6 protein-coding genes are annotated in these 5,210 nt (G+C 43.5%); 5 read left to right on the top strand and 1 reads right to left on the bottom strand.

Going from position 1 to position 5,210, the window contains the following annotated elements:
- The 4 genes from ENN47_11680 to ENN47_11665 form a co-directional block, all read left to right on the top strand.
- Positions 1-285: branched-chain amino acid ABC transporter permease (locus tag ENN47_11680; protein ID HDP78810.1), on the top strand; the 285-nt coding region annotated here is incomplete at its 5' end.
- 1 nt (position 286) lies between these two features.
- Complete coding sequence (locus tag ENN47_11675) at positions 287-1,003, top strand: ABC transporter ATP-binding protein (protein HDP78809.1); 717 nt, start codon at positions 287-289, stop codon at positions 1,001-1,003.
- On the top strand, positions 1,003-1,707 hold the full coding sequence (locus ENN47_11670; protein ID HDP78808.1) for an ABC transporter ATP-binding protein: 705 nt from the start codon (positions 1,003-1,005) through the stop codon (positions 1,705-1,707). The genes ENN47_11675 and ENN47_11670 overlap by 1 nt, the downstream gene beginning before the upstream one ends.
- Before the next feature lie 205 nt (positions 1,708-1,912).
- Complete coding sequence (locus ENN47_11665) at positions 1,913-2,698, top strand: alpha/beta hydrolase (GenBank protein HDP78807.1); 786 nt, start codon at positions 1,913-1,915, stop codon at positions 2,696-2,698.
- On the opposite strand, the gene ENN47_11660 is transcribed toward ENN47_11665, so the two are convergent.
- Entirely contained in the window at positions 2,635-3,870 is a 1,236-nt protein-coding gene (locus tag ENN47_11660; protein HDP78806.1) for an ArsR family transcriptional regulator, read from the bottom strand. The genes ENN47_11665 and ENN47_11660 overlap by 64 nt on opposite strands.
- 495 nt (positions 3,871-4,365) lie before the next feature.
- Between ENN47_11660 and ENN47_11655 the strand changes: the two genes are divergently transcribed.
- Positions 4,366-5,210 (top strand): ROK family transcriptional regulator (locus ENN47_11655; GenBank protein ID HDP78805.1); only part of this gene is annotated, 845 nt, incomplete at its 3' end.

Genomic DNA, 5,210 nt, shown 5'->3' with positions numbered 1-5,210 from the left:
CTTCAGTACGGATTTGTGTATCCGGAGAGCAGCTTTTCAGCTCACTATCTTCTTCTTCCAATAGCAATGGCCCTGGTAGGAGGAATCTATTCGACGATCGGACCGGTCCTTGGCGCAGTTATTCTTGGTCTTTCCTCAGAGTATTTGAAGCTAATTATGCCCTACGGTCATTTGATAATCTATGGAGTGATTATCGTTGTTGTCGTACTTTTCATGCCTAACGGTGTGTATGGTGCTTTAAAAGATCTCTTTGGAATAAGAAAACGCCGTCTGGAGGAACGATAAGATGAGTATACTCAAAGTTGAAGGAGTGACAAAACGCTTCGGTGGACTTGTCGCAGTTAACAACGTAACGATGGAGGTCCAGAAGGGCGAAATACTTGGCCTGATAGGGCCAAATGGAGCAGGAAAGACAACTCTGACAAACCTAATATCCGGTGTTCACACTGTTAGCGAGGGGAAGATAGTGTTTGATGGAACAGATATTACTCTTCTTCCCGCTCACAAGAGATGCAATCTTGGCATTGCAAGAACCTTTCAAATTGCAAGACCACTGAAGAACCTCACTGTGATTGAAAATGTTATGATAGGCGGTCTCTTTGGAAAGGGCGAAAAGCTAAACGAGAGTAGAAAAAGTGCATTGAAGCTTTGCGAAACAATCGGTTTGTCCAAGCCAGGGGAAACCCTTGATAAGATAACTGTGCTTGAGATAAAGAAAATAGAAATTGCAAGAGCGATGGCCACGAATCCGAAAATCCTCTTCCTTGATGAAGTGATGTCTGGATTGAACATGGATGAGACTAGAGAGATGATAGATACTGTCAGGAAGATTAGGAATACTGGTGTGACGATTTGCATTATCGAGCACGTGATGAGCGTAATAAGGGAGATCACAGAGCGAGTTGTCGTTCTGGATAGAGGCGAAATACTGGCAGAGGGTCCGTACAGTGAAGTCTCGCAGCAACACAACGTTATCACAGCTTACCTGGGGGAGGATGCCTGATGCTTGAAGTCAAAAATCTATACGTTTCTTACGGAAGAATTCAAGTTATTTCGGACTTTTCTTTCTCAGTCGAAAAGGAGGCAGTTGGCCTTTTTGGTCCCAACGGAGCGGGAAAGACAACTTTGATAAATTCCATAATCGGTCTTGTGAAACCGAAAGAAGGAGAAATCCTCTTTGAAGGCGAGTCCCTTCTTCCCTATGAAACTCACACGATTGTGAGGAAGGGGATCTCGGTAGTTCCGCAAGACGGTGAGTTGTTCCCAATAATGACGGTTCTTGAAAACCTGAAAATCGGAGCCGCGTATATCAAGGAGGCAAGAGACAGAGTCGACGAGAGGTTGGAGTTTGTCTTCAAAATATTCCCGATCCTGAAGGAACGCGCTTATCAGTTAGCTGGAACGATGAGCGGAGGACAACAAAGAATGTTGGCTGTCGGCCGATCGCTAATGGCAATTCCAAGGCTGCTTATTCTTGACGAACCTTCTGTGGGACTTCAGCCTTCTTTAGTTTCCGAGCTCTTCGAGAAGCTTTCCGTAATAAAGTCCGAAGGAGTATCTATGATCCTTTCGGAACAGAATGTTCGACAGGGTTTGAAGGTCATAGACAGGGGTTACGTTATTGAGAACGGTACCCTTGCGATTGAAAGCAACGCCGATGATCTGATGCACAACGAACATGTCAAACGTTCTTATCTCGGCTTGTGATACAAGAGTAGTTTGGGGATGAACGGAGATGCAAAAGAGGCGGTTTGTGGCAATCATTGTAGTTCTCTCGTTTTCAGTTTGCGCTTTTTTGGCAGAAAATGTTTTTGCAGACGGTATTGAAGATAATGCTTCATTCGTATTCATGGATGTTAATATCAAGGATGACGAAAGAGAAACTTCAATGCAAGATAGGAGGGAGTTAGAAATGAAGAGAATGATTGCTGAAAACTATGCGAGGATAGTGGACAAGAAGATCTTCTATCTTGAGACTGTAGGTTCTGAAGGAATTCCAGTCGTCTTCGTTCATGGGAATTTTGCTTCAAGTACCTGGTTCGAGCCTTCTCTAGAAATCTTGCCTCAGAGGTTTAAAGGTTATGCAATTGATCTGCCGAGTTTTGGCAGATCCGACAGACTGGAAGAAATCAGCATTGATAATTATGCGAACTATGTGATTGATTTCATACTTGAAATGGAAGCGGACGGAGTTGTTCTCGTTGGACACTCTTTGGGAGGTGCAGTTGCTCAAAGCGTCGTCACAAAGAGACCCGATCTGATCGATAGGGTAGTCTTGGTAGACCCGGCTCCGCCAGACGGATTGATCACTCCGGAAGAAGTTTATCCTTACCTGGAGATGTACAAAGGAAACAGAGAGCTTCTCAAAAAGGCGCTCATGGGTGTGATGCCTACGCGTAAAGAAGATGATTTTCTTGAACGCCTTGTAGATGATGCTCTTCTTATGGATGAAAGATGTTTTGTTGAAAATGCCAGGGCGCTAGAAAAATATGATTTCAGTGACGAGCTGGAAAAGACGGAAGTACCTCACCTCGTGATAGTTGGAAAACTTGATCAGATAATCTCCGAGGAGATGGCAAGGAGATTTGAAAAACTCGTCAAGAACATCGAAGTGAGGGTCCTCCAGGAATGTGGTCATAGTGTAATAGTAGAGAATACAGAGCTTTTTATGGAGATGTTCATTGATTTCACCGACTGATGACTCCTAGATTCTGCGGGGCCTTTGGGCCCCGCTTGCTTCAGCAAAAAGAGATTTCTTCTTCTACCTTTATCTAGGGCTTCTTCCAGCAATTTGTCCAGCGATTCATTAACCAGTCTTCTTATCTTTTCGGACTTGACTGCATACTTAACATGTTTACCATCGTAAACACTCTCCAGCAATCTTCCCTTCTTTAGCTTTTCTAGATGATTGCTGAGGTTCCCTGCAGAAATCTTCAGTTTCTTAGCAAGAGAAACCGGGCGGTTGGGCTCCCTGGTAAGTTCTCTAAGGATCGCAAGCCTTTCTCTATCTGCCAGAGCATCAAAAACATCGATACACTCCAGTCGCTCATCCTTCTTTCTAAAGGGAATCTCCACCCTGTCGTATCCAAGGATGAAAAGATATCTGTCTTTATTGATCATCAGGCTTGCCTGGTCGAGACCAAGAAAGGGAGAGACACTTAGTTCCAGAGTAGTGACTGTTTCAAGAACATCAAAAAGACTCACAACATTCAGACTTTCAAGATATGATGTCCCATCCTCTTGAACATGTCTTTCGAGCAATCTCAGATACTTCTGGTTAGATTTCCTCACATCATTCCTGATCTTATTGAAAACATTTTCCAGGAACCATTCAAACAGATACAAGAGATCCTCTTTTGTCTGAGACGGGTTTTCAAGCAGTTCAAGGAGATTTGCTTTCTGAACGGATGAGAAGATTGTGCTCCTAGTTATGAAGAGCAACATTTCTTTCTCGTCCAGGGTGAGTTTCTCTATCAGCTCTTCAAACTGAGAATCCTCTCTTTCCTTTATGTCCGAACCGAATCCAGTCCTAAGGAAACGCCCGAGTATGCTCTTCTCAGAAGCTTGCTTCAGGGCATCGATGAACTCTTCGGGGCTCTCAATATTTCGTTCCTGGATCAGAGCAAATGTGCCTGCTCCAAAATATGTTTCACAATCAAAGAAACGCTGGAGAAGTTCCTCAATGTCCGAGGGAAGAGATCTCTTCGTCTCATTTACCCAATCGATAATCTCATCATCAGGTTTGAATTGCTCAACAAAATCCTGGTCCTTATACGCTCCTATTATCATATCGTTGCAGTTGACCCTCATAATACTAAGTAGAAAATCGTAGGACGGCCAATCGATGTACTTTATCTTCCCTAGCAGCATGAATAAGACCTCCCTCTGTCGTTCTCACTTAAGATTATACTAGACAAGTCACTGCATAGTATTTGAAGGAAGACAGTTATTCCTGCGGCATGGCATTCATGGATCCTTCTCAACTAATCTGACGACCCTTGGCCGATCATCCAAGTAAATTATTGAGGCAGTTAGCGATAGAGAAGTAAGCACTGGAACGAGAATGCTCATCCGATTGTTTCTCATCATTTGTTCTTGATAAAACATGGTCTTTTTCTGTGTCTTCATTCTTTACCTCTGTTAGAATTGTCATGCAATAAGGTTGAATTGTTCTCAGGCAGCTAAATAAGAACTATCAGAGGATACCAACAGTGAAAAACTCTTTCATTTTTTTGCGGCAATAAATAAATTAGGAAGAGACAAGTTAAGAGTGATATTCCTTAACAACCGCCTGTAAATGCTTCTGTTGAGATTTATTCTAAACCGAAATTGGTAGTAAGCTATACTAGAAAGGGGGATTTCAGCTTGGTCGGTAAGAAGCTGGATTCAGAAAACATTGGAAGATCTAATAGAAAGCTGATTCTTCAGTTATTGAGGAAGAGTCCTGTGACGACGAGAAGGGATCTTGCGATCGCATCTGGTCTAAATCCCAGCACTGTGACAAAGATAATCAAAGACTTCCTTTCTACGGGTCTTTGCGAAGAGATCAAGGCCGAAGATACTGGCCGTATAGGAAGGAAAGCGATTGTTCTTCGATTGAACAGGAAGGCCTTCATGTCAGTGGTAATAGATATTGGAGTCGAAGAAACTGTAGTAGGCAAGGGCTTCTTCGACGGTTCAGTGTCTGTCGTCAATAAGTTCAGTACCCCTCACGACTACGATGAATTCATGAAAGTGCTTTCTGCAGAGACATACATGATTTCAAGAAATATTCCCAAGTCAAGGTTTCTCGGCTATTCAGTTTCCGTTCCAGGAATTGTCGACGTTGAGAATTCGAGGATCGTTTACGTACCTCATCTCGGCTGGAAGGATCTTGTTCTGCGAGAAAGGCTTTCCAGACGTTATCCCGTTTTTCTTGACAATGAAGCTAACCTTTCGCTTATTGCAGAGAAATGGAACAACCCTTCTCTGGTTTCTGTGGGAGATGTTGCGTTCGTCTATGTCTCTGAAGGAATCGGCTGCGGGATAATGTTCGATGGGCAGATTTACAGAGGACGTGATTACTCTGCCGGCGAATTGGGACACATGACTGTCCAGATTGACGGAAAGAAATGTTATTGCGGGAATTTAGGTTGCTGGGAAACAGTAGCCTCCACTGAAGCGATCGTGGCCAGAGCAAATGAAATGGGATTCTCGCTTGTAGGGGATAG

The sequence above is a fragment of the Mesotoga infera genome (assembly GCA_011045915.1).
Lineage (GTDB): Bacteria > Thermotogota > Thermotogae > Petrotogales > Kosmotogaceae > Mesotoga > Mesotoga infera_D.
Note: the sequence above shows the minus strand (reverse complement) of the source record. Positions and strands in the feature narration are given on the sequence as shown.